Annotated in this window: 21 protein-coding genes; 10 read left to right on the forward strand and 11 right to left on the reverse strand. The window is 72.9% G+C overall.

Annotated elements, in window-relative coordinates; all coding sequences use genetic code 11:
* Positions 1-37: 37 nt before the first annotated feature.
* Genes OG570_RS40955 through OG570_RS40965 form a run of 3 tightly spaced genes read right to left on the reverse strand, consistent with a single transcriptional unit; the run spans position 38 to position 5261 of the window.
* Positions 38-931, reverse strand: a complete 894-nt coding sequence (locus tag OG570_RS40955; RefSeq protein WP_326954147.1) for an ROK family protein — start codon at positions 929-931, stop codon at positions 38-40.
* Complete coding sequence (locus tag OG570_RS40960) at positions 928-3822, reverse strand: glycosyl hydrolase 2 galactose-binding domain-containing protein (RefSeq protein ID WP_326954148.1); 2895 nt, start codon at positions 3820-3822, stop codon at positions 928-930. The genes OG570_RS40955 and OG570_RS40960 overlap by 4 nt, the downstream gene beginning before the upstream one ends.
* Positions 3819-5261 carry an APC family permease gene (locus tag OG570_RS40965; protein WP_326954149.1) on the reverse strand — a complete coding sequence of 481 codons (1443 nt, stop codon included), beginning with the start codon at positions 5259-5261 and terminating at the stop codon, positions 3819-3821. Before OG570_RS40965 ends, OG570_RS40960 begins: the two co-directional genes overlap by 4 nt.
* A gap of 147 nt (positions 5262-5408) precedes the next feature.
* Here OG570_RS40965 and OG570_RS40970 point away from each other — a divergent pair, with 147 nt between their 5' ends.
* Positions 5409-6581: an ROK family transcriptional regulator gene (locus OG570_RS40970; protein ID WP_326960296.1), complete on the forward strand. Its 1173-nt coding sequence runs from the start codon at positions 5409-5411 to the stop codon at positions 6579-6581.
* Between the two features lie 51 nt (positions 6582-6632).
* Here OG570_RS40970 and OG570_RS40975 read toward each other — a convergent pair whose 3' ends face one another.
* Positions 6633-6863: a hypothetical protein gene (locus OG570_RS40975; RefSeq protein WP_247050471.1), complete on the reverse strand. Its 231-nt coding sequence runs from the start codon at positions 6861-6863 to the stop codon at positions 6633-6635.
* A gap of 122 nt (positions 6864-6985) precedes the next feature.
* Here OG570_RS40975 and OG570_RS40980 point away from each other — a divergent pair, with 122 nt between their 5' ends.
* The 4 genes from OG570_RS40980 to OG570_RS40995 are packed head-to-tail and all read left to right on the forward strand — an operon-like array spanning position 6986 to position 10401.
* Positions 6986-7801, forward strand: coding sequence for a class I SAM-dependent methyltransferase (locus OG570_RS40980; protein ID WP_247050469.1), 816 nt, complete (start codon positions 6986-6988; stop codon positions 7799-7801).
* Positions 7802-7849: 48 nt separating this feature from the next.
* Positions 7850-9334, forward strand: coding sequence for an MFS transporter (locus tag OG570_RS40985; RefSeq protein WP_326954150.1), 1485 nt, complete (start codon positions 7850-7852; stop codon positions 9332-9334).
* A gap of 2 nt (positions 9335-9336) precedes the next feature.
* Positions 9337-9894 (forward strand): TetR/AcrR family transcriptional regulator, encoded by a 558-nt coding sequence (locus tag OG570_RS40990; protein WP_326954151.1) that lies wholly within the window; start codon positions 9337-9339, stop codon positions 9892-9894.
* Positions 9895-9915: 21 nt separating this feature from the next.
* A complete protein-coding gene (locus OG570_RS40995; protein WP_326954152.1) occupies positions 9916-10401 on the forward strand; it encodes a DUF3592 domain-containing protein in 486 nt (161 codons plus the stop codon).
* On the opposite strand, the gene OG570_RS41000 is transcribed toward OG570_RS40995, so the two are convergent.
* Positions 10398-11195, reverse strand: a complete 798-nt coding sequence (locus OG570_RS41000; protein ID WP_326948553.1) for an FkbM family methyltransferase — start codon at positions 11193-11195, stop codon at positions 10398-10400. The two genes, OG570_RS40995 and OG570_RS41000, sit on opposite strands and share 4 nt — an antisense overlap.
* Before the next feature lie 154 nt (positions 11196-11349).
* Between OG570_RS41000 and OG570_RS41005 the strand changes: the two genes are divergently transcribed.
* On the forward strand, positions 11350-12426 hold the full coding sequence (locus OG570_RS41005; RefSeq protein WP_326954153.1) for a DUF2235 domain-containing protein: 1077 nt from the start codon (positions 11350-11352) through the stop codon (positions 12424-12426).
* On the opposite strand, the gene mftD is transcribed toward OG570_RS41005, so the two are convergent.
* From mftD to mftE, 4 genes are all read right to left on the reverse strand, one after another.
* On the reverse strand, positions 12427-13602 hold the full coding sequence (mftD, locus tag OG570_RS41010) for a pre-mycofactocin synthase MftD (RefSeq protein WP_326954154.1): 1176 nt from the start codon (positions 13600-13602) through the stop codon (positions 12427-12429).
* The gene (gene mftF / locus OG570_RS41015) at positions 13599-15029 is read right to left on the reverse strand and encodes a mycofactocin biosynthesis glycosyltransferase MftF (RefSeq protein ID WP_326954155.1); all 1431 of its coding nucleotides are present in this window, start codon (positions 15027-15029) and stop codon (positions 13599-13601) included. The genes mftD and mftF overlap by 4 nt, the downstream gene beginning before the upstream one ends.
* On the reverse strand, positions 15026-15811 hold the full coding sequence (locus OG570_RS41020; RefSeq protein ID WP_326954156.1) for a mycofactocin-coupled SDR family oxidoreductase: 786 nt from the start codon (positions 15809-15811) through the stop codon (positions 15026-15028). Before OG570_RS41020 ends, mftF begins: the two co-directional genes overlap by 4 nt.
* A gap of 61 nt (positions 15812-15872) precedes the next feature.
* On the reverse strand, positions 15873-16562 hold the full coding sequence (gene mftE / locus OG570_RS41025) for a mycofactocin biosynthesis peptidyl-dipeptidase MftE (RefSeq protein ID WP_326954157.1): 690 nt from the start codon (positions 16560-16562) through the stop codon (positions 15873-15875).
* A 92-nt stretch (positions 16563-16654) separates the two neighbouring features.
* On the opposite strand from mftE, the gene mftR reads away from it, so the two are divergent.
* Positions 16655-17284, forward strand: a complete 630-nt coding sequence (gene mftR / locus OG570_RS41030) for a mycofactocin system transcriptional regulator (protein ID WP_326948547.1) — start codon at positions 16655-16657, stop codon at positions 17282-17284.
* Here mftR and OG570_RS41035 read toward each other — a convergent pair.
* Together OG570_RS41035 and OG570_RS41040 are read right to left on the reverse strand one after the other, a co-directional pair.
* Positions 17270-17944: a GntR family transcriptional regulator gene (locus tag OG570_RS41035; protein ID WP_326954158.1), complete on the reverse strand. Its 675-nt coding sequence runs from the start codon at positions 17942-17944 to the stop codon at positions 17270-17272. The two genes, mftR and OG570_RS41035, sit on opposite strands and share 15 nt — an antisense overlap.
* 69 nt (positions 17945-18013) lie before the next feature.
* Complete coding sequence (locus OG570_RS41040; RefSeq protein WP_326954159.1) at positions 18014-18607, reverse strand: hypothetical protein; 594 nt, start codon at positions 18605-18607, stop codon at positions 18014-18016.
* Positions 18608-18871: 264 nt separating this feature from the next.
* Between OG570_RS41040 and OG570_RS41045 the strand changes: the two genes are divergently transcribed.
* The 3 genes from OG570_RS41045 (at position 18872) to OG570_RS41055 (ending at position 21978) form a co-directional block, all read left to right on the forward strand.
* Positions 18872-19831, forward strand: a complete 960-nt coding sequence (locus tag OG570_RS41045; protein WP_326954160.1) for an ArsR/SmtB family transcription factor — start codon at positions 18872-18874, stop codon at positions 19829-19831.
* Between the two features lie 96 nt (positions 19832-19927).
* Positions 19928-20815 (forward strand): polysaccharide deacetylase family protein, encoded by an 888-nt coding sequence (locus OG570_RS41050; RefSeq protein WP_326954161.1) that lies wholly within the window; start codon positions 19928-19930, stop codon positions 20813-20815.
* Positions 20812-21978: a M20 family metallopeptidase gene (locus tag OG570_RS41055; protein ID WP_326954162.1), complete on the forward strand. Its 1167-nt coding sequence runs from the start codon at positions 20812-20814 to the stop codon at positions 21976-21978. The genes OG570_RS41050 and OG570_RS41055 overlap by 4 nt, the downstream gene beginning before the upstream one ends.
* Positions 21979-22003: the final 25 nt, after the last annotated feature.

Below are 22003 nucleotides of genomic sequence, written 5' to 3' on the forward strand. Positions count from 1 at the left end.
GCGTGCCGGGTCGGGGCACCGGCACGCCACCCGGTCGTTACTGATCCCCCAGGGCCAGGGCGATCGCGCCCAGCAGTGCCGCGTCCTGGTCGAAACGCGCCGCCACCAGCTCCGGGGGGAACGGGACCGCGTGCGCCAAGCGGGACGCCAGTGCCGGCAGCAGCACGTCCGCCGAGCGGACCAGGCCGCCGCCCACCGCGATGCGCTGGGGGTCCAGGGCCAGCGCGAGGTTCGCCACGTGCATCGACAGCTCGTCGAGCGCCGCGGTCACCAGTTCCTTGGCCTCGGCGTTCTCCTTGGCGAGGGCGAACAGCTCGCCCGCGGTGACCGGGCGGCCGAGCAGACTGCTCGCCCGGCCGCCCAGCCCACGCCCACCGACGGCTTCCTCCAGCGGCGCCGCTCCGCTGGCGAAACCCTCGGTGTCCTGCGGTGAAAGCAGGTTGTACCCGATCTCACCCGCAGCTCCGTTGGCGCCGGTCAGCAACCGGCCACCGACCAGTACCGCCGCGGCGATACCGGTGCCCAGCGAGAGGAACACGGCCGGATCGGTCCCGGCCAGCGCGCCCCACCGCCATTCCGCGAGTGCCGCCGCCTTCGCGTCGGTCCCGACCGAGATCGGCACGTCCGGGAACTCCGCCGCCACCAGCTCCGCCAGGTGCAGCTGCTCCCAGCCCGGCACGTTCGGCGCGAGCAGGATCCGATCCGGCAGCACGATCCCCGGACTGACGACGCCGATCGCGGTGGGCACTGCGCCCGCCTCGGTCAGGAGCGAACGAGCCCCGGCGAGCGCCCGCACGACCACCTGGTCGGCTCCCGCCTGCGCGTCGGTGTCCAGCCGGCAGGTGGCCAGCAGGTTCCCGTCGTCGTCGGCGAGCCCCAGCGCCACTTTCGTGCCGCCGAAGTCGATCCCGAGAATCCGGTTGTCACTCACTCCCTGGTCCCCTCGATCTGCGGCGGCACCGCCGCGTCCCCGTGGTGGCCGTGCCCGCCGGCCGCCCCCACCACGATCCGGCCGGTGTTGAACCCGTCGACGCTGATCACCGGCGCGGCGCCACGCAGGTCGGCCGCCTTGTAGGTGACGGTCAGCGTCTGCGACTGGCCCGGCCACAGCGTGATGTCGTTGTCGTCCCAGGTCGCGGCCGCGAGCTGGTTGTCACCGCCGGCCTCGTGCCCGTCCGGCGTGCCGCGGCGGACGTCGGCCCGCAGGAAGAAGCCGACCGCCGGGGTCTTCGACGTGTTGGTCACGGTGACCGTGGTGACGGTGTCGTCGCCGTCCGGCCCACGCCCCGGCTTCGTCGACGCGACGGCGCTGACCTGCGACTTCGGCAGGTCCTGCAGCGCCTGCAGGTTGCTGTACTGCGACAGCGTGGCCTGCGGGTTGCCGAGCGTCTTGCCCCAGTCGACGACGTCCTTCTGCGTGGACAGCCAGTAGACGTTCCGGTCGACGACCTTCCCGCCCTGCTTCACCTGCAGCTCGACGAAATACACCTTCGCGGCAGCCGGCGCCTTCGTCTCGGCCGGCACCTTCGGCTTGAGGACGCCGGTCTTGACGCCCTGCGAACCCAGCGAAAGCCCGGACGCCGTCTGGTCGTCCAGCACCTTGCCCGCGGTGTCCAGCACGCGGGCCTGCACCGAAAGGCCGTTCTGCGTACCGGCGCCCAGGTTGTCCAGGGTGACGGACCCGTTGTCGTAGCCGTAGATCGCGTGCAGCGGCTTGTTGGCCTTCTTGGCGCCGAAGAACGCGCCGGCCTGGTCGCCGTCGTCGTTGTAGAGCGACCACAGCAGCGTCGGCCAGCCCTTGTTCAGCTGCCAGTAGACGACGCCCGTCGCGGGGTTGTCCTTGTCCGTCGAGTGGTGCAGGAAGGACTCGAACTGCGAGCGGGTGTTCTCGTAGTTCGCGATGTTCGCGAGGTCCACATAGGACTTGAGCGAGTTCCACTTGCCGTACCGCTGGGTGATCGACTGGTCGAGCGTGTACAGCGTGCCGAACGCGTAGCCGCCGTGGTCGGGCTCGAAGTTGGCGTGGTACTGGTTGTACGCCGGGTCCTGCCACAGCTTCGCCTGCTCGGTCGGCGAGAGGAACCGCTTGATCGAGTCGAGCGTCGGCACGGTGTGCCCGGCGCTCTGCTCGCTCGCGAAGCCCCACGAGCCGCCCGCGTTGGTCCGCGAGGAGTCGTCCGCGTCGAAGTGCGACGTGTCGTACCAGTAGGACGGCGGGACCCAGTCGTACGGGCCTTCCTTCTCCCCCGAGTTGCCCAGGGTCGGCGTGCTCTTGTACTCCGCCGAGGCGATCACCGGCACCTGGAAGTCGGCTTCCTTGAACGCCTTGAGCGTCTCGCTCTCCTGGCGCGGCACCGGCTCGTTGTCGCTCCAGCCGTAGTTGAAGACGCTCGGGTGGCTCCGCTCCATCTGCCCGATGGTGTAGGCCGAGTCGTGCATGATCCGGTAGTCGCGCTCGGTCAGCGTCGAGGCGTCCTCGGGCTGCCAGGCGTCACAGCAGATGAACCCGCCGATCACGAGCAGCCCGGCGCGGTCGGCCTGGTCGTAGAAGTCCTGCGGCATGTCGTGGCCCTCGAGCCGGACGCCGGACAGGCCCATGTTCTTGATCAGCGCGATCTGGTGGGCGGTGTCGGCCTTGTCGTAGCGCAGGAAGAGGTCCGGGGCGAAGCCGCCGCCGCGGAACACGAAGTCCTTGCCGTTGACGGCGAACTGGCGCGCGCCCTCGGGCAGCGGCACCGACTTCCCGACCAGCCGCGAGGTCACCGTGCGGATGCCGAAGGTGCTCTTCGACGACGTCGACAGCGTCCCGTTCTGCGAGACCGCGGTGGTCAGCGTGTACAGCGGCTGGTCACCCATCGAGTAGGGCCACCAGACGCGCGGCTTGCTGATCTTCACCGGCGCGAACGTCACGGTCCGCTTGGTGTTCGCCGGGATCGTCGCGCGCTGCTTGACGACGATCGGCGCGCCCGAAGGCGGCGTGATCGTCGCGGCGACGTCCCCGGTCTGCGCGGTGGCCGCGTTGTTCGTGACGTCGACCTTCACCTTCAGCGAGGAGCTGGACAGGTCGGCCGCGTTGTCCTGCACGACGTGGGCGTTGTCGCCGGTGAGCGCGTCGGACACCTGCAAGGTCGGCGGCAACTGGATGCCGGTGTTGTTGTCCGGCGGGATCTGGCCCCAGTCGACCTGGTCGAGGGTGTACATCTTCGACGGGTCGTTCGGGTAGACCTTGATCGCCAGGGTGTTCTTGCCCGGCTTCACCAGCTTCGAGACGTCGAAGGTGTGCCCGGCGTACGCGCCGCTCACGATGTCCTTCGACGCCACCAGCTTGCCGTTCACCCAGACGTCGCCCTCGCCGACGATGCCCGGGATGGTCAGCTTCGCGCTCTGGCCTGCGTGGAAGTCCGGGGTGAAGTCGGTGCGGTACCACCACGGGTCGGAGAACGGCTTGGTGACGACGGGGCCGACCGAGGTGACGTACCCGAAGCACTTGCGCATGTTGTCCGAGACGAACACGTCCGGGCACTTGCCGTTCTGCACCAGCGCGTTGATCTCGGTGCCGGGCGCGCCGGCGTCGTCGGGCTTCACCGGCAGCCAGCCGCGGGTGGCGTACCCGGGCGTGGAGACCTTGTCCCCGCCGTCCTTGACGCTCGCGGTGGTCAGCACCTGCCAGCCGTGCGCGCCGAGGGTGCTCAAGCCGTGCGGCCTGGCCGTTTCCTGCTGAGCGGGTTCTTGAGCGGCGGCCGGCGCGGCCACGCTCAGCACCCCGGGCACCAGGAGCAACGCCGTGACGGCGGCGATCCTGGCCTTGGGCGACTTCGTCATGCGTGAGCCCCTTCGGTGTCGGCGAACGCTTCCTTGATCTCCTTGGGCCCGAACGGCCAGGTCTTCTCGGTCTTCGCGTAGATCAGGTAGGCGATCCCGCCGAGGACGAGCCAGCCCACCGACAGCCCGATCGAGAGCCAGGTCGCGGAGATGTAGATGTAGACCCAGCCGACGAGCGCGAGGATCGTCGGGAACGGGTAGAGCCACTGGCGGTACGGCCGCTCGAGGTCCGGCTGCCGGCGGCGCAGCACGACGATCGCGGCGACCTGGGCCAGCGACTGGATGATCACCAGGGTCGCGACCGCCGCGTTGATCACGTCGGTCAGGGTGAACAGCGAGCCGACGATCGTGATGGCGCCCATCGTGAGCACGCCCGCGGTCGGCAGGTTGAGCTTCGGGTGCAGCTTGGCGAAGACCGACAGGAACACCTTGTCGCGCGCGGCTTCGAACGGCACGCGCGAACCGCCGAGCAGGCCGGCGAACACCGAGCCGACGGCCGCGATCACGATGAAGACGGTCACGATCTTCGCCGTGGTGGTGCCCCAGGCCTGTTCGAGCACGGTGGAGGCGACCGACGTCGCGTTCTTCAGCTCCTCCAGCGGGATCGAGCCGAGCACACCGACCTGGAGCAGGAAGTACAGGGCCATGATGCCCACGATCGAGAAGATGATCGACCGCGGGAGCGTCCGGCCCGGCGTGCGGACCTCGCCGCCGAGGTACGCGCTGGTGTTGTAGCCGAGGTAGTCGTAGATCGCGATGATCAGGCCGGCACCGAGGCCGCCCCAGAACGTGCCGTCGCCGGCGGAGCTGAACGCGCCCGGCGTGAACGCGAACGCCTGCGAAGCGCTGAAGTGCGTCGCGGCCGCGACGATCGTGGTGAGCACCGCGATCAGCATGACCACGAACAACACCGTGGTCAGCTTGCCGATCTGGCCGATCTTGCGGAACAGCGCCAGCACGATGAGCAGCGTGACGCCGATGCCGATGATCTTGCCCAGCGCGGTGACCCCGCCGTCGTCGGTGACGCCCGGGATCAGGTAGCCGAGGTACTGGACCAGCCCGATGATGCCGGTCGACATGATCAGCGGGATGAACAGCACCGCGCTCCAGACGAACAGGAACGGCATCAGCCGCCCGGTGCGGTACTGGAACGCTTCGCGCAGGTAGATGTAGGTGCCGCCGGCGCCCGGCATCGAAGCGCCGAGTTCGGCCCAGATGAGCCCGTCGGCCAGCGCGACGATCGCCCCGATGACCCAGCCGAACATCGCCTGCGGGCCGCCCATCGTCGCGACCATGGCGGGGATCGTGACGAACGGGCCGATACCGCACATCTGGGTCATGTTGATCGCGGTGGCCTGCAGCGGGCCGATCTTGCGTTCGAGGGCGGGCTGCGGGGAAACCGCGGCCCCGGAGTCCCCTGAACGAGTGGGTGAACTCACGACGTGCCTCCGTCCGATAGTTAGTAAAGTTTCTTAACATAAAACGTGCGGGGTCGAAAGAGGTCCGTGGGTAAACTTGCGGCAACGCAGACAGGAGATGGGGACTTGGTGGGCCAAAACGGGCCGCAGGTGGGGACTCCGGCCGGCATGCGGGCGCTGAACCAGCGTCTTGTGCTGGAAAGGCTTCGCGCGCACGGGGAAGCGACGCGACCGCAGATCGCGGCCGACACCGGGCTGTCGAAACCGACCGTGGGGCAAGCCCTGCTCGACCTCGAACAACACGGCCTGGTCCGGGCGACGGGGCGCAGCCTGGCCGGCCCCGGGCGGGCGGCCGTCGTCTACCAGGCCGCGCCGGACGCGGGCCACGTCGTCGGCGTCGACATCGGGCGGCGCGTCATCCGCGTCGCCGTCGCGGACCTCGACGGCAGCATCGTCGCGCGGCTCGACGAGCCCAACCGGTGCCGCTCGGCGAGCGCCCTGGTGCGCACGGTGAGCGAAGCCGTCGAACGCGCCGTCGCGTCGGCCGGGCTGGACCCGCACGAGGTCGTCTCGACCGTCGTCGGCACCCCCGGCGTCCCGGACCCGGCCACCGGGACGGTGCACCGCGCGCCCAACCTGCCGGGCTGGGAGCGGCGCGGGCTGCTGCACGAGCTCGTCGCCGGGCTGGCCGGGGCGGGCTCGGACGTCGTGGTCGAGAACGACGCGAACCTGTGCGCGGTCGGCGAGCACGCGCTCGGGGCCGCGCTGGGCGTCGACGTGCTGGTGTGCCTGACCGTCGGCACCGGCATCGGGATGGGGCTGCTGGTGGACGGCAAGCTGTTCCGCGGCGCGAACGGCGCGGCGGGCGAGATCGCCGACCTGCCGTTCGGTCCGCTGCCCACCGGCGCCGACGCCGGCCGTCCCGGCCCGGTGGAGTCCGCGGCGGCGGGCCGGGCCGTGGTCGACGCGGCCCACGAGCACGGGCTCACGAAGGCGCGGTCGGCGAAGGACGTCTTCCGGCTGGCCCGCGCGGGCGACGAGCGGGCCGTACGGGTGGTCGAGGACGAGGCGGAGAAGCTCGCGTACGTGGTTTCGGCGGTGACGGCGGTGCTGGACCCGCGGCTGATCGTGCTGGGCGGCGGCATCGGCGGCAACGCCGACCTGCTGGCGGAACCGATGCGGCGGTCACTGGCCGCGACGATCCCGGTGGTCCCGGAGATCGTGGCCGGTCAGCTGGGCGAGGACGCGGTACTGGCGGGCGCGATCGCGACGGCGCTGGGCACGGCCCGGGACCTGGTGTTCGACCGGCGGGGCCTGCGGCGCGCGGCAGGCGAGGCGTAGGGGCCGCACAGTCACACGACCACACAGCCGGGCGTCCACTTCGGACCGGCGTCAGTCCGAGCGGCCGCGCAGGGTCAGCACCACGCGCAGCACGTGCTCGACCGCCGCCGGGAACGCGGCCCCGCGCAGCTCGCCGCGATCGGCCAGGTTCCGGGACGCGAACTCCAGCTCGCGCTCCGGGCCGCCGCGCCGCACCACGAGCGCGGCCAGCTCCTCGAGGTCGAGGTCCGGGTGGTCGAGGCGCGTCAAGGCGAACTCGACGATCAGTTCCTCCTGCGTCACGTCCGCCTCCTTCCGCTGGTTCCAGCGTACCCGCGCCGCGCGCCGCGGTAGGGCCATCCGGCCCGGAATGATCAGGCCGTCCGGCCGATCACGGCGGCCGCCGCCGCGACGCAGACTCGATCATGCGCACGACCCCACTTGACCAGGCGAAACGACTCGTCCGGCACACCGAAGAACTCGTCCACCGGTCCCTGGCGACCCTCGGCGCCACGCAGTCGCAGCGCCGGATCGCGGCCGACGCCCAGGACTACTGGCACCAGCCCGCCGGCGACCGGTGGCGCGCGAACTCCCACTGGCGCGACGCCCCGGTCTTCCAGGAGAACGACCTCTGGTCGGCGATCGGCCGCGACCACCTGGAGCTGTTCGAACGCGGCGCCCGGATGACCGGCTTCACCCGGTCGTGGGACCGGATCGTCGACTGGGGCTGCGGTGGCGGCGCCAACGCCGTCGCGTTCGCCCCGCGCGCCGAGCACTACATCGGCGTCGACATCTCCGGCGAGACGCTGAAGGAGTGCGAGCGCGAGGTCGCCGACGCGTGCGCGACGCCGTTCACCCCGGTCTCGATCGACGTCGACGAGCCGGAGGCGGCGCTGCGGCAGATCACCGAGCCGTGCGACGTCTTCCTGAGCTTCTACGTCTTCGAGCTGATCCCCACGCCCGAGTACGGCGAACGCCTGCTGCGCATCGCGGCCCGGCTGCTCGCGCCCGGCGGCCTGGCGCTGATCCAGATCAAGTACGACCCGGGCAGCTGGCGGACCCGGCCGCGGCGGCGGAACTACCGCTCGGGGCTCGCCGAGATGACGACCTACCCGATCGCGGCGTTCTGGGAGCTCGCCGAGCGGTGCGGGCTCAAGCCCGAGACCGTCCAGCTGGTGCCGCACAACGCGCTCGACCGGCACTACGCGTACTTCTTCCTGTCCAAGCCCGGCGCGGTGTGACCGGTCTGACCTGGCTTACTGTACCGTCCAGCCGGTACAGTAACTGGCATGACCACGTACGCGCCCACCTCCGCACCGTTGAGCCACCGCCGCCGCTGGGCCGCGCTGAGCGTGCTGGTCGGCGCCGTGCTGCTGCTCGCCGTCGACGGCACGGTGCTCTACCTCGCCGTGCCGTCCCTGACCCGCGAGCTCTCCCCCAGCGCCACCGAGATCCTCTGGATCGGCGACGTCTACTCGCTCGCGCTGGCCGGCCTGCTCGTCACCGCGGGCAACCTCGCCGACCGGTTCGGCCGCAAGAAGGTGCTGCTCATCGGCACCGCGGCGTTCGGGGTGGCGTCCACGCTGGCCGCCTTCTCCCCCACCGCGGGCGTGCTCGTCGCCGCGCGGCTGCTGCTCGGGATCGCGGCGGCGACGATCATGCCGTCGACGCTGTCGATCATCCGCACCCTGTTCACCGACGCCCGCGAGCGCACCCGCGCCATCGCGATCTGGTCGGCGGGCTCCGGTGGTGGCATCGCGCTCGGCCCGCTCGTCGGCGGCGTGCTGCTGGAGCACTACTGGTGGGGTTCGGTGTTCCTCATCAACGTGCCGATCGTCGTCGTCTTCCTCATCGCCGGCGCGTGGCTGCTGCCGGAGTCGCGTGACCCGAACCCGGGCCGGTTCGACCTGCTGTCGGCCGCGTTGTCGATGGCCGCGATCGTGCCGCTGGTCTACGCGGTCAAGCACGCCATCGGTTCGGGCGTCGACGCGCCGGTCGTGCTGACGGCCGTGATCGGGCTGGTCTCGGGTGTGCTGTTCGTGCGCCGCCAGCGCCGGGTGGCCGACCCGCTGATCGACGTGACGCTGTTCCGCAACGGCGCCTTCAGCGGCGCGGTGGTGGCGAACTTCGTCGCGGTCTTCGCGCTGATGGGCCTGCTGTTCTTCTTCTCGCAGTACCTGCAGCTGGTCCGCGGGTTCAGCCCGCTGCAGGCCGGGCTCGCGGAGATGCCCGCGACGCTGGCCTCGATCGTGGTCGTGGCCGCCGTCGGCGTGGTCGTCACGCGGCTCGGCCGGGGCCGCGCGGTCGCCGTCAGCCTGGCCGTCACGGCCGTGGGGCTGCTGCTGGTCGCCGTCACCGAGCAGGCGCCGCAGTACATCTGGCTGGGCCTGACGCTGGTGCCGGTCGGGCTCGGGGTCGGGCTGGCGCTGACGCTGACCGTGGACTCGGTGCTGTCGGCCGTCCCGCGGGACAAGGCGGGCTCGGCGTCGGCGATCTCCGAAACCGCGTACGAACTGGGTGCGGCGCTGGGCATCGCGCTCCTCGGCTCGCTCGTGACGCTCGTCTACCGCGGCCTGCTGCCGCCGGCGGTGGCGCCCGAGGTCCGGGAGTCGCTGGCGGCCGCGGTGACCGTGCTCGACCCGGCGTCACCGGTGGCCGAGAGCGCCCGGCAGGCGTTCACCGGCGCCATGCAGGTGACGTCGGTCGCGGCGGCCCTCGTCACCGCCGTTGCCGCGCTGATCGCCTGGCGTACGATCCCGTCCGGAAAGGACTGACGATGCCTCGCAAAGCCGGGCGCAGCCCCGAAGAAACGCGCCGGGCCCTGCTCGACGCGGCCGGGAAGACGATCCGCGCCCGTGGGGTCTCCGCGTCGCTGGACGACATCGCCCGGCAGGCGGGGGTCTCGAAAGGCGGGCTGCTGTACCACTTCCCGGCCAAGGACGCCCTGGTGCGCGCGCTCGCCCAGGACCTCCTCGACGCGTTCCGGGCGGAGGTGTCCGCCGCGCTGGACCCGGCGGACACCGCGCCGGGCCGGCTGACCCGCGCGTACGTCCGGGCGTCGCTGGACACGTCCCAGGACGAGGTCGCGATCCGGGAGAACATCGCGCTGATCGCCCAGCTGATCTCGATCCCCGAGGTCGCCGAGCTGGCCCGCGCGGACGCCGAGCGGTGGGACGCGGACCTGCACGCGGACGGCCTGCCGCCCGACGTGGTGACCCTGGTCGTCGCGGCGGCGGACGGCGCGAGCACGGCGCCGCTGTGGGGCGTCGGCATCGACGTGCCCGCCGCCCGGCGGCTGGAACGGCAACTGCTGGACCTGACCCGCGAAGCGTGATCCTTCGTCCATACTGGACACATGAGCGAACCCGAGCCGGTCCCCGTCGCCCGGGTGCGACGGCGTCGCGGACCCGCCTCGGCCGGGCCACGCCGGGCCGCCGGGTGGGTTCTCGTCCCCGGGCTCGTGCTCGCCGTCGCCGTCGCGCTCGGGGCGGTCGCCGTGCAGCGGACCGAGAGCCGGTTGCGGGCGTCGGGCCAGGAAGCGCCGGCCACGGTCACGGCGGTCGTGCCGACGAAGTCCAGCTACAACGTCGACGTCCGGTTCACGACCGCGGACGGCCGGGAGATCACCGCCCGACTCAAGGACTTCCCGCGCGACCCGGGCCTGGCGACGGGCGACCGGCTCCGCGTCGGCTACGACCCCGAACGCCCGGACGCCACGCTCTGGGACGTCCGGGACCCCCTGGCCTTCACCGGCGCCACGATCTTCCTGGCCGCCCTGTCCGCGGTACTGGCGGCGGCGTCGATCGTGACCTTCGTGCTCCTCCGCCGGCGGCGCGGCTAGCGAACCGCGAACACCATGCCGATGTCCGCGGCTTCCTGCACCGGGTCCTGCTCCGCGCTGACCGTGAAACCCTTGCCCGCGAACACCTCCCGGATCGTGTCCCGGTTGCGCCGCCAGCCTTCGACCTCCACCACCGCCTGCCGGACCAACGGCCAGTGCCGGTCCTCGATGCCGTGCAACACGTCCAGCTCCGCGCCCTCGACGTCCACCTTCAGCAGGTCGATGCGGTCGATGGCCTGCTCGTCCAGTACCGGCGACAGCGGCCGGACGCGGACGCGGTGCGTCTCCAGTTCCCGCATGACCCGGAGCTTGCGGCCGACGATTCCCCGCAGCACCGGCGCCGGGACGCGACGGGCCGTGGCACCCAGGCCGCCCCGGCGGATCATCTCGACGATGCTGGCCGTGACGCGCTTGCGCTCGGCTTCGACGTTTCCCGCGTCCCGCAAGGAAGACGAGAAGATCGTCGCGGCCGGGAAGTAGCTGAAGTCCAGCTCGTCCTCCGCCGAGGACAACCCGAACGGCAGTGCGGTCAGCCGGCCGCCGAAGAACTCGCGGGCGTTGCGCTCCAGCGTCTCGTAGAGCGGTGGCAACGGCTCGAAGGCGAAGATCCGCACGTCGCCGTCCAGGCGCTCGTAGACGGCCGCCGAGAAGACGCCGACGTTCGCGCCGACGTCGAGGACCGTGGCGCCGGGTGCGAACTCGATGCCGTGGGCGAAGTAGCCGGCCACCTCTTCGCGCAGGAACGACACTTCCCACGGGTTGATGCTGTGCAGGGCGATCGCGTCCATCGTCATCCGCGAAGGATTACCAGTCCCGGGGGCCGGTGGTCCAGACCCGGACGTCGGGAACGACCGGCCGCGGCTACGCCATCCGGGTGACGTGTCCGATTCCGCGTAACCAGGCCTTCGCTCCTGCGACCCGTTGGGGGAGGCTCCGGAGAGGGGTGCCATGAAACGTCTCGTGATCTGCTGCGACGGCACGTGGAACACACCGGACCAGACTTCCGGCGGAACGCCGTCCCCCACGAACGTCACGAAGCTGGCCCTGGCCGTCGCCGGCGAGTTCGACGGCGTCCCCCAGCGCCTGTACTACCACCGCGGTGTCGGGTCCTACGGCCGGGCGCGGCTGCGCGGCGGCGCGTTCGGGGTCGGCGTGGCCCACGACGTGCTCCGCGCGTACCGGTTCGTCGTGGAGAACTACGAGCCGGACGACGAGATCTTCCTGTTCGGCTTCAGCCGCGGCGCCTACACCGCGCGCAGCGTCGCCGGGCTGATCCGGAACGCCGGAGTGCTCAAGCCGGCCGCCGTCGAGCGGATCGACGACGCGTACGCGTTGTACCGCGCGCGGTCGATCAAGCCGCGGGACATCGAGTCGGAGCTGTTCCGGCGGTCCTACAGCCACGAAGACACCCGGATCCGGTTCATCGGCGTCTGGGACACGGTGGGCGCGCTCGGGATCCCCACGATCGGGCCGAAGTTCCTGATGGACCGGATCAACCGGCGGTTCGCCTTCCACGACACCGAGCTGAGCAGCCGGGTCGACGTCGCGATGCACGCCGTCGCGATCGACGAGCGGCGCAAGGCCTTCCGGCCGGCCCTGTGGACGCGGCACGACGACGCCGGCGACCAGGTGGTCGAGCAGGTCTGGTTCTCCGGGGTGCACAGCGACGTCGGCGGCGGCTACCCGGACTCGTCCCTGGCCGACGTCGCCCTCCGGTGGCTGGCGGGCCGCGCGGCGGAGCACGGCCTGGGCCTGCGGAACGGCGCGTTCACGACCGAAGCCGGGTGGGGCGTCGAGAACCTCCCCGCGGTGCACGCGAACCCGCTCGGCGAGATCCACGAGTCGCGCACGGGGATCTACCGCCTGCAGCGGCCCCTGGCGCGGCTTCACCTCGACCTCCGCGAAGCCGTCGCCATGTCCGTCGCGTCGAGCGCGGCCCGGCGGCGGCACGACGCCGGCGCCGCGTACTGCCCGCCCGGGTTCGACGAACTCGCCAAGGCAGTCCCCGAGACCGACGTCGGGTGATCAGCCGACCGCGACGCCGAGGTCGGCCTCGAACCCCGTGGGCACCAGCACGTCCGACCGGGTGAGGTCGTGCACGCTCCGCTTGCCCAGCGCCAGCAGCGTCGAGTCGATGCCGCCCCGCAGCACGTCGAGGACGTTCTCGACGCCCGCTTGCCCGTCCGCGGCCAGGCCCCACAGGTACGCGCGGCCGATCAGCACCGCGCGAGCGCCCAGGGCCAGGGCCTTCACGACATCGCTGCCGCGGCGGATTCCGCCGTCCAGCAGGATTTCCACCCGGTCGCCGACCGCCTCGGCGATCGCCGGGAGCGCGCGGATCGTCGCCGGGGTGCCGTCGAGGTTGTTGCCGCCGTGGTTGGACACCGAGATCGCGCTGACGCCCGCGTCCACCGCGCGGCGGGCCTCGTCGACCCGGATGACGCCCTTGAGCAGGAACGGGCCGTCCCACTGCGAGCGCAGCCAGGCGACGTCCTCCCACGACGGCGGCGGCGTCTGCATCCACTGGCCGTACGCGCCGAAGAACGTCGGCGACGGCTCGCCCGGCTGGGCCATGTTCGGCACGCCGAGGTCCGGCAGCGCGCGGGTGCGCACGTAGTCGAGCAGCCAGCGCGGGTGCGTCAGGCCTTCCGGCGCGAAGCGCAGCAGCTCGCGGAAGGTGAGCCGTTCCGGGATGTGCGGGCTGCCCCAGTCGCGGCTGTGCGAGAACGACCAGTCCAGGGTCAGGATGATGCCGACGGCCCCGGCCGCGCGGGCGCGCTCGAGACGGCGCTGGATGTCTTCGCGGGTGCCGGTCCAGTAGACCTGGAAGTAGGTGTTCGGGTTGGCCGCGACGACCTCTTCGATCGGCTTGCTGCCGAACGAGCTGAGCCCGATCGACGTCCCGCGCGCGGCGGCGGCGCGGGCCACGGCCACCTCGCCGTCCGGGTGCACCGCCTGCACCCCGGTCGGGGAGATCAGCACCGGCAGCGCGACGTCGCGGCCGAGCACGTGCGTGCTCAGGTCGCGCTCGCCGAAGTGCCCGGCGGTGCGCGGCGCGAACCGCAGCTCGTCGAACGCGCCGAGGTTGTCGGCCAGCGTCAGGCCCCTTTCGGAACCGGCGATCAGGGCGGAGTAGACGGAACCGGGGAGACGCTTCTTCGCGCGTCGCTGGGCTTCGGCGACGGACTCGAACCAGGTCATCGTGTTCCCTTCGGGTCGATCTTCAGCGGGCGCCGCACGACGGCCGGGCGGACCGGCACCGTGGTGCGCTGCGCCAGGCAGCCGGCCCAGACGCCGGCGCCGTACGCGATGTCGTCGGCGATCGCGGCCGCGGTGTAGCGGACGGGATCGAGCTCCGGCCGCCGCTGCGCCCACGCGGTCAGCGGGGGGCCCAGCAGCAGCGAAGCGACGGCGGCGCGGCGGCTCCAGCGGCGCCGCCCGCCGGGGACCAGCAGCGCGGCGAGGAGCGGGGCCGCGAACTGGGTGCCGTAGCGGCCACACCCGAGCCAGGTCTGCCGGACGGCGGTGGCCATCGCGCGCACGACCCCGGCGTCCGGGACGTCGTGGGCGCGCAGGAGCCGGACCATGCTGCCCACCGAGCCGCCGAACGCGAGCGCGGCGAGCGCCGGCCGGCGGGCCAGCAGCGCGCCGACGGTCAGCGCGGGCCAGGGGTGCAAAGCCAAGGGCGCCAGCGCTTTCGGGTGCCGCAGCGCGAGCGGTGCGGCGGACGTGCCGTAGCGGGCCCGGCGGCCCAGCAGGTCGCGCCAGGTCTCCGGTTCGTGGTGGTCGACGGCGACGTCCGGGGCGTAGCGGACGCGGAAGCCGGCCTCGTGCAGGCGCCAGACGAGGTCGACGTCCTCGCCGACGCGCAGCGCCGGATCGAACACCGCGCCGTCGACCGCGACCGACGTCAGCGCACTGCGGCGGACGACGAGCGCGGCGGTCGGCACGTACGACACGCGCGTGCCCGGCGCGACCCGCGCGGGGCGGTCGCCGAGGTCGAGGCTGCCCGCGGCGCGGGTGTAGCGGCCGGCCCAGGTGCCGGGCGCCAGCGCGCGGACGCGGGGGGCGACGGCGGCGAGCAGCGGGTCGGCGAAGTGCGTCGCGAGGCGGTCGGCCCAGCCGTCGGCCGGGACGCAGTCGCTGTCCAGGAAGGCGATCAGCTCGGTGCCGACGTGGTCCAGCGCGGTGTTGCGCGCGGCGCCCGGGCCGCCGTTGACGTCGCGGCGGACCAGCTTCGCGCCGTGCGCGGCGGCCACGGCCGCGACGGCGGCGGGGTCGTCCGAACCGTCGTCGACGACGAGCACGGGGTGCTTGTGGTCGAGCCCGGCCAGGCAGCGACCGAGCAGTTCCGCGCGGTCGCGGACCGGGACGACGACGGTGACGTCCGCGGGTGCGTCAGGCTCCGGCGGCACGGGATGGGCGAGACCGGCGTCGGTGAGGCGGCGGGCGAGCGTGCCGGTGGCGGCGGAGGTGACCGGGCCGTCGCCGAGGTCCTGCCACGCTTTGCGGCCCGCCCCGGTCAGCCGCAGCACACGGGCCGGGGAGCCGCCGAACCAGAGGCCGTCGGCGAGTTCGCGGGTGTCCGGGTCCAGCGCGACGCGGAACCCGGGCGGCAAGGGCGTCATAAGGCCAGACCTCCGTCCACCGGCACGACCGCGCCGGTCATCGCCCCGCTGTCCGGGCCGGCGAGGAACGCCAGCACGGCGGCGACTTCCGCCGGGTCGAGGAGCCGCCCGGCGGGCTGCTGTTCGGCGAACGCGGCCGCCTCGGGCAGGTCGTAGAGCCGGGCGCTCTCGGCGAGGATCGGGGTGTCGGTCGAACCGGGGCTGACGGCGTTGGCGGTGACGCCGGTGCGGCCCAGCTCGGCACCGAGCGCGCGGATGAGCCCGGCGACGCCGGCCTTCGCGGCGCAGTAGGCGGCGAGCATCGGCAGGCCACGGGTCGCGGCGGCCGAGGCGACGGCGAGAAACCGGCCGGCGCGCGGTTCGGGCCGGCGCAGCAACGCGGGCACGGCGGCCCGGGCGAGATGGACGACGCCGTTGAGGTTGACCTCGAGGACGGCCTTTTCCCGCGCCTCCGGGACTTCCCAGAGCGGCACTCCCCCGGCGATCACGCCCGCGGCGGCGATCGCGACGTCGAGCCCGCCCCAGCGGCGTTCGGCCTCGGCCACGGCGGCGGCCAGGGCGCCGGGGTCGCGGACATCGGCGACGAAGGCCGCGGCGTTGTCCCCCGCCTTCGCGACGACGGCGGCCAGCTCGGCCGCGGTGCCCATCGGGTACGGAAGGGCCGGATCGTCGGCGGCGACGTCGACGGCGAGGACGGCGTAACCCTGCTCGGCCAGCCGAAGGACGGTCGCGGCGCCGATCCCGCGCGCCGCGCCGGTCACGAGGGCGATGCGCGGGGTCATGCCGCCACCGCGCCTCGGGTCGGGTGTCCACAGGGGACACCGGCGCCGGGTGCAGGCGCCGTCATGCGACCACCGCCGGATGCCAAGCGTCCACATGGGACACCAACGCTCCGGTCAACAGCGCCAGCAGTTCCCGGCCCTCCGCCGCCGTCGCCGACGTCGGGTCGCCCAGTACCCCGGTCGCCGTCACCGCGCGGACGCCGCCTTCGCGCAGCAGCGGCAGCACCTCTCCCAGCGGCCGCGTGTCCCCCACGACCGCGCGGTCCATTCGCACTCCGCTCGGCCGCAACGCCAGCTGCAGCGCCGTTTCCGGGCGGCCGGCGTGCGGATCGCCCGGCCAGCGCGGCTGGAACACCTCGACGTCGCGCGACTCCGCCCGCAGGCGGGCGACGGCCCGGGTGACCGGGCCCGCGTTGCCGCCGTGGGCGGAGACGAACAGCAGCCTGCCGAACGTCTCGGCCGCCGAGCGGCCCAGCTCGACCAGCAGCAGCTCGGTCGCCTCCTGGCCGATCGACAACGTCCCGGCGAAGCCCGCGTGCTCGCCGCTGGAGCCGTAGGCCACCGCGGGCGCCACCAGGACGTCCGGGCGTGCGGCCGCGAGCCCGTCGCAGAGGGCCTTCGCGATGTCGGTGTCGGTGGTCAGCGGCAGGTGCGGGCCGTGCTGCTCGGTCGCGCCGACCGGCACCGCCAGGATCGCCCCGGCCGCCGCGCGCTCGGCGACGTCCGGCGAGGACAGTTCCGCGAGCCGCATGATCGACCTCTTTTCGGCACCCTGTGACGAATATCAGGCAGAGTAATGTCACCCAGTGTCAGAAACAAGCCTCACGAAGGAACGGCACACGGATGACCGAACCGACCCCCGCCGCCCGCCGCGGCCGCCCACCGGGCACCAGCGCTCGTGAGCTGGAGGTCATCGCCCTGCGGCTGTTCACCGAACGGGGCTTCCACGAGACGACGGTCGACGAGATCGCCGCGACCGCCGGGGTCAGCCGCCGCACGTTCTTCCGGTACTACGACGCCAAGTCCGACGTCCTGTGGAACGAGTTCGACACCGAGGTCGAGACGATCCGGAAGCTGCTCGCCGACGCGCCCGCCGGCCTGCCCGTGATGGACGCCGTCCGCGCGGCCGTGCTGGCCGCGAACCACTACCGCGCCGAGGACGTCCCCGAGCTGCGCAAGCGGATGAGCCTGCTCAGCTCGGTCCCCGAGCTGGCCGCGAGCGCGGCGATCCACTACGACGCCTGGGAACGCGCGGTCAGCGCGTACGTCGGCACGCGGACCGGCCAGCCCGCGGACTCGCTGTACCCGCTGGCGGTGGGCCGGGCGGTGCTGGCGGCGTGCCGCGCGGCCTACGAACGCTGGTCGGCCCGGGCCGACGCGGACCTGACGGTCTACCTGGACGCGGCGCTCCGGGCGCTGACCGCGGGCTTCGCGGACGCGGCGCTCACGGCCGAGCCGTCACCGGCCGGCTGAGCGCCGTTTGCCGGTGAGGATGTCGAACGCGTGCCGGCGGTGGGTGGCGAACAGCTCCAGCGCGGCCTCGCGGTCACCGGCGCGCAGCGCGGCGGCCAGCTGCCGGTGCTCCTCCGGGATCGCCGCGAGGTAGCCGTCGGCCTCGACGCCGACGCGCGTCAGCAGGAACAGGTGCACCTGCGAGCGGATGGCCTCCCACGCTTCGAGCAGGCGCCGGTGCCCCGCGGCGGCGTACACGGCGTCGTGGAAGCCGATGTCGCAGCGGACCATCTCGTGCTCGTCCGCGGCACGCGCCATCCGCCCGACGGCCGCGTCGACCGCCGCCAGCCCCTCGGCCGGCGCGCGCTCGATCACCAGCGCGACGGCGAGCTGCTCGAGGGCCGCCCGCAGCGTGTCGAGCTCGGCGACGTCCGGCTCGGTCAGGGCCGTCACGGTCGCGCCGCGGTGCCACTCGCTGCGCGCCAGGCCCTCCCGTTCGAGCCGCAGGAGAGCTTCCCGCACCGGCCCCCGGCTGACGCCCAGCGCGGCGGACAGCTCCACCTCCCGCAGCTGGCTACCGGGCGGGTAGGCGCCGTCGAAGATGGCGTCCCGGATCCGGTCGGCGACCTCGTCGGCCAGCCCCCGCCGCCGCGCGGGCACCACCCGGCCGGGTTCGCTCATCGCTGTCCTTCCTCCAGGCTTGTCCCAAAGTTAACATCGCCGGCCCGGCAAACCGTGCACGACGGCCACTCACAGGTCCGACGCGCGCCGGAAAGCCCGGCCGAGCAGCAGGACGGCGGCGAGCCCGAGCAGCCAGCCCAGCAAGAAGCCGACGGTCAACGGCCACGGCACCGAGGTCCGCCACCAGCGGTAGCCCGCGGACAGCAGCCCGGCGGCCAGGCTGAGGAAACCGACCCCCTCGAACGCCAGCCTGGTCGGGTGCAGGAAGTTCCAGCCGGTGACGCTGAACCAGCCGCGGGTCGTGGGCGCGGCCAGCGCCGACGTCCGCCACGACTCCCACCGGACCTGCCCGCCGAGCCGCTGCGCCAGCGACTCGCGCACGTAGCGGCGGATCAGCTTGAGGTGGAAGTCGTGCAGGATGTACCGGCTGCCGAGCAGGTACGCCGCGAACGGGACGAGCAGCAGCAGGGCGAAGTTCGACGACGAGATCGCCACGCTGGAGATCGCGCCCGCGGAGGCCAGCTGGAGGGCGAACACGTTCCACTGGACCGTCGCTCGCCGCTCGGTCTCGGTCCGGAGCGCGTTGTACTCGGCGAGCAGGATCTGGGTGCGGGCCGCCGGATCGACCTCGCCGTCCGGTGGGGGTTCGCCGGGCTGCGTCATGCGACCAGGATCGCACGGCAGGCATCCGGATACCGCCTTTTCGAGCGTCGCCGGCCCCTGGTCACCGGGCGTGCCCGCAGCCCTCCCCCAGCCGGCTGCGGGCACGTCCCGTCGAGCAGAACCTGCCAGCGTCGCGCGAGCGGGTCAACGGGCCCGAAAACGTTTCGCGCCCGGCCGAAACGTCGCCCGGCGGGAATGCCGGGTGACCCGGCGGAAACCGCGTCCGACCAGCGCTATTCTCGCTGGGAAGGGGGTGCGCCCGGCATGTTGGAAATTCACTTCACGGACGCGGACCTGGCGAAGCTGACCATCGCCGAGGACGCCGACCCGATGTGGGAGCTGCTGATGAGCAGCTACCGGATCCGGCGACCCGAGGGTGAGCCGTTCTTCGGCCGGTGGCGCCGGGGGTCACGTTCCGCGGTCCCCGAGTCCGGGCGGTTGCTCATGGCCGCCGTGCCGCCGTACGGCTACTGCCCGGACTTCCTCACCCCGGCCGGGGCCCGCACGGTCGGCGACGGCATCGCCGCCATGCTCGAGACCCCGCCGCGGGTCCTGGCCGCCGACGTCGCCGAGCTCGCCGCGCAGGGCACCCGCGTCCCGCCGTGGCTGCGCCGACTCGGCGACGGCGAACCGCGCGAGCTGCGCCGGCTGGGCACGGCGCTGCACGACTACTACCGCCAGTGCCTCGCCCCGGACTGGCCGGCGGTCCGCCGCACCGTCGCGCGCGACCGCCGCCGGCTGCAGTCCGGCCTCGAGCGCGGCGGGCCCCAGCTGCTGCTCTCGACGCTGCACCCGGACATCACGTGGAACCCGCCCGTGCTCCACGTCCGCTTCCCGGTCGACCAGACGCTCCACCTGGCCGGCCGCGGCCTCCGGCTGCTCCCGACATTCTTCGCCCACGGCATGCCGACGACGTACAAGGACCCGGGGCTGCCGCCGGTGCTCGTCTACTCGATCGGCCACACGACCCTCGACAGCGACGCCGAGCCCGGCCCGTCGCTGGCCGCGCTGCTCGGCCGGACCCGCGCCCGCGTCCTCATGACGGTGGCGATCACCCGCTGCAACACGAGCGAGCTGGCGGAGCTGACGGACATCGCCCTGGCCACGGCCAGCCAGCACGCGTCGGTCCTGCGGGCGAGCGGGCTGATCACCAGCACCCGGGCGGGCAAGTCGCAGATCCACGAGATCACGCCGCTGGGCCTGGGCGTGATCCGGGCCGGCTGACTCTTCCGGCCCCTTGCCCTCGACGTTTCCCCGCGTTCAAGATGCGGTGGTGGAGAACGAAGTCGAGACGCTCGAGCCCGCCGCCCTGGAGGACGCATGACGGAACAACCCTGGCGGTGGGACGAATCGACGTGGCGCGGGCACGTCGAGCACGTCCGGGCGGGCCGCGCGCTGCGGCCCGCGTCGTGGCCCGGCGGCGCGAAGGTGGCCGTGGCGCTGTCGTTCGACTCCGACCACGAGACGCCCGCGTTGCGCGACGGCGACGTGCTGCCCGGCAAGCTGGCGCAGGGCGAGTACGGCGCGCGCGTCGGCGTGCCGCGGTTGCTGCGGCTCCTCGAGCGGTACTCCGCGCCGGCGTCCTTCTTCGTGCCCGCGGTCTCGGCTTTGCTGCACGACGGCGAAGTCCAGTCCTATGTGGACAACGGGCACGAAGTCGCGCTGCACGGCTGGATCCACGAACGCAACACCGCTCTCACCGAGGCCGAAGAGCGTGACCTCGCCTTCCGCGCCGCCGACGTCCTGGAACGGCTCGCGGGCACCCGGCCGGCCGGCATCCGGACGCCGTCGTGGGATTTCTCCGCGCACACCCTGGCCATCACCCGCGAGCTGGGCCTGCAGTACGACTCGTCGCTGATGGCCGACGACGACTGCTACGAGCTCCTCGAACACGGCGAGCCCACCGGCGTGGTCGAGCTGCCGGTGGAGTGGATCCGCGACGACGCGCCGTACTTCATGATGGACCGCTTCGCCGCCCTGCGGCCCTACACACCACCGCGCGGGGTGCTCTCGATCTGGCGCGACGAGTTCGACGCGGCCTACGCCGACGGCGGCCTGTTCCAGCTCACCATGCACCCGCACATCATCGGGCACCGCTCGCGGATCGCGATACTCACCGAGCTGCTCGACCACATCACCGGCCACGACGGCGTCTGGTTCGCCACGCACGCCCAGGTCGTCGGCCACGTCCTCGGGGAGCGACCGTGACGATCCTGCACGAGTGGGTGCGCGCCCACCGCGACGAGCTGCTGGCCGACGTCGCCGCTTACGTCGGCATCGAGACGCCCAGTGACGACAAGGAATGCCTCGCCCGGGGACTGTCCTGGGTGGACGGCTGGCTGCGCGAGCGGCTGGGCCCGCCCGCGTCGGTGCGCGACGTCGACGGCGGCGCGCACGGCGACGTCAAGGTCTACGACTACCCGGGTGCCGGTCAGCCGGTTCTCGTGCTGGCGCACTACGACACGGTGTGGCCGCTCGGGACGCTCGCGGACTGGCCGTTCACGGTGGACGGCGACCACGCGACCGGGCCGGGGATCTTCGACATGAAGTCGGGCCTGGTCCACGCGGTGTGGGCGCTGCGCGCGCTCGACGCCGCCGGGCTCCCCCGCCCGGCCGTCCGGCTGGTCCTCAACGGCGACGAGGAGATCGGCAGCCCGGCGTCCCGGCCGGTGATCGAGGAGGCCGCGGCGGGCACCCGCGCGACGCTGGTGTTCGAGGCGAGCGCGGCCGGCGCGGTGAAGACCGCGCGCAAGGGCGTCGGCCTGTTCCGCGTGCGCGCCACCGGCGTCGAGTCCCACGCCGGGCTGGACCCGGCGAAGGGCGCGAGCGCGATCGACGAGCTGGCCCGGGCGGTCCTGGCCCTGCACGCCCTGGCCGACCCGGCCGCCGGGACGACGGTCAACGTCGGCGTGATCACCGGCGGGACCAGGCAGAACGTGATCGCGGGCGCGGCGTCCGGAGAGGTCGACGTGCGCGTGTCGAGCGCGGCGGAAGCGTCTCGCATCGACGCGAGCCTGGCGGCGCTGACGGCCCACGACCCCCGCGCGACACTCGTGGTGGAGGGCGGCTGGAACCGCCCGGTGATGGAGCGTTCCCCGGCAACGGCGGAGCTGTACGCCCTGGCCCGCGCGACGGCGGCGGAGCTGGGCGTCACGTTGGCGGAGTGCTCGGTGGGCGGAGCCAGCGACGGCAACTTCGTGGCGGCGCTGGGCCACCCGGTCCTGGACGGCTTCGGCGCGGTCGGCGACGGCGCCCACGCACGGCACGAGCACATCAGCGTCGAGGGAATGCTGGAACGAACAGCCCTGGCGGCGGCCGTCCTGCACCGCCTCGGCGAAAGCCCGGTGAACCCAGGCGGTCCGGCGGACTAGGCCAAGTCCGTGAATGCCACATCGA

The organism is Amycolatopsis sp. NBC_01286 (assembly GCF_035982555.1).
Lineage (GTDB): Bacteria > Actinomycetota > Actinomycetes > Mycobacteriales > Pseudonocardiaceae > Amycolatopsis.

Excerpts from the sequence above, each read along its gene's own strand:
- OG570_RS40960 (WP_326954148.1), bottom strand. The coding sequence starts at position 3,822 with ATGACGAAGTCGCCCAAGGCCAGGATCGCCGCCGTCACGGCGTTGCTC.
- OG570_RS40970 (WP_326960296.1), top strand. The coding sequence starts at position 5,409 with ATGCGGGCGCTGAACCAGCGTCTTGTGCTGGAAAGGCTTCGCGCGCAC.
- OG570_RS40980 (WP_247050469.1), top strand. The coding sequence starts at position 6,986 with ATGCGCACGACCCCACTTGACCAGGCGAAACGACTCGTCCGGCACACC.
- OG570_RS40985 (WP_326954150.1), top strand. The coding sequence starts at position 7,850 with ATGACCACGTACGCGCCCACCTCCGCACCGTTGAGCCACCGCCGCCGC.
- OG570_RS40990 (WP_326954151.1), top strand. The coding sequence starts at position 9,337 with ATGCCTCGCAAAGCCGGGCGCAGCCCCGAAGAAACGCGCCGGGCCCTG.
- OG570_RS40995 (WP_326954152.1), top strand. The coding sequence starts at position 9,916 with ATGAGCGAACCCGAGCCGGTCCCCGTCGCCCGGGTGCGACGGCGTCGC.
- OG570_RS41000 (WP_326948553.1), bottom strand. The coding sequence starts at position 11,195 with ATGACGATGGACGCGATCGCCCTGCACAGCATCAACCCGTGGGAAGTG.
- OG570_RS41005 (WP_326954153.1), top strand. The coding sequence starts at position 11,350 with ATGAAACGTCTCGTGATCTGCTGCGACGGCACGTGGAACACACCGGAC.
- mftD (WP_326954154.1), bottom strand. The coding sequence starts at position 13,602 with ATGACCTGGTTCGAGTCCGTCGCCGAAGCCCAGCGACGCGCGAAGAAG.
- mftF (WP_326954155.1), bottom strand. The coding sequence starts at position 15,029 with ATGACGCCCTTGCCGCCCGGGTTCCGCGTCGCGCTGGACCCGGACACC.
- OG570_RS41020 (WP_326954156.1), bottom strand. The coding sequence starts at position 15,811 with ATGACCCCGCGCATCGCCCTCGTGACCGGCGCGGCGCGCGGGATCGGC.
- mftE (WP_326954157.1), bottom strand. The coding sequence starts at position 16,562 with ATGCGGCTCGCGGAACTGTCCTCGCCGGACGTCGCCGAGCGCGCGGCG.
- mftR (WP_326948547.1), top strand. The coding sequence starts at position 16,655 with ATGACCGAACCGACCCCCGCCGCCCGCCGCGGCCGCCCACCGGGCACC.
- OG570_RS41035 (WP_326954158.1), bottom strand. The coding sequence starts at position 17,944 with ATGAGCGAACCCGGCCGGGTGGTGCCCGCGCGGCGGCGGGGGCTGGCC.
- OG570_RS41040 (WP_326954159.1), bottom strand. The coding sequence starts at position 18,607 with ATGACGCAGCCCGGCGAACCCCCACCGGACGGCGAGGTCGATCCGGCG.
- OG570_RS41045 (WP_326954160.1), top strand. The coding sequence starts at position 18,872 with ATGTTGGAAATTCACTTCACGGACGCGGACCTGGCGAAGCTGACCATC.
- OG570_RS41050 (WP_326954161.1), top strand. The coding sequence starts at position 19,928 with ATGACGGAACAACCCTGGCGGTGGGACGAATCGACGTGGCGCGGGCAC.